This window comes from Teichococcus vastitatis (assembly GCF_003604215.1).
GTDB lineage: Bacteria > Pseudomonadota > Alphaproteobacteria > Acetobacterales > Acetobacteraceae > Pseudoroseomonas > Pseudoroseomonas vastitatis.
Genome location: NZ_QXGS01000176.1, coordinates 1 through 932 on the forward strand (window position 1 = coordinate 1; position 932 = coordinate 932).

1 protein-coding gene is annotated in these 932 nt (G+C 64.7%); it reads right to left on the reverse strand.

Translation table 11 applies throughout. From position 1 onward, the window contains the following. Positions 1-672: LysR family transcriptional regulator (locus tag D2K64_RS23765; RefSeq protein ID WP_157986118.1), on the reverse strand; the 672-nt coding region annotated here is incomplete at its 3' end. Between the last annotated feature and the right edge of the window lie 260 nt (positions 673-932).

The following is a 932-nucleotide window of genomic DNA, read 5'->3' on the forward strand; positions in this document are numbered from 1 at the left end:
TGCGGCGGCGGCGAGAGCGGTGCCATTGTCAGCCTTGAAGCGCCCCTGCGGGCGAACCGTGATGACCTTGTCGCCGTCCATGAACTGCCAGGCTTCGGTTCCTTGCATGAGGGCCTGATGAGCGACGAGCTCGTCCGGTGTCTCAGGGGAACCCTGCGCCTCGATATAGTCCGGGCTCGCGACCAGCTTGCCATGGATCGGCCCGACGCGCCTCGCGATCAGGTTGGAATCTTGGAGGTATCCGATCCGGATCGCGCAATCGAAGCCCTCGGCGATGAGGTCCACGAAGCGGTCGGTGTAAGAGGTGTGGACGTGGAGTTGTGGGTGCCGCCGTGCCATGTCGGCCAGCACCGGAGCGAGGTGAGTGGGTCCGAAGGTCAGCGGCACAGCAACTCGCAAGCGGCCGCACAGGTAACCGGCGGGCAGGATCGTTTCCCTGGCCAGGTCGATCTCGGCGCAGGCTTTGGCCGCATGCTCTCGAAACGTGCTTCCGGCTTCCGTCAGTGCGGCGCCGCGGGTGGTTCGTGCGAGAAGCTGAACGCCAAGCTCCGCCTCAAGCCGGACGAGGCTCCGGCTGACGACGGACTTGGAGACGCCGAGCCGTCGGGCAGCGGCTGACACTCCTCCGGCATCGGCAACCTCCACAAAGGTCCGCAGATCCTCGATGTCCAATTCGGTGTTCCCCGATGCGCGACACAGCGTAGCACCATGGAGGGCTACTGCACCGCAGGCAGCAACGACAACCTTCGTCCCGGGCATCGCCGCGATCGGCGCATGTCCCTCCGCGAACTCGCCCCACTCACAACAGCGGCAAAGGATAGACTCATGACCCTTCGCAATGGCCTGGCTTCGCTACTTCGTCCCGAGGATTCGGTGCTCGTCCTGATCGATCACCAGCCCTACCAGCTGGCGAACGTGAACAGCCACGAACC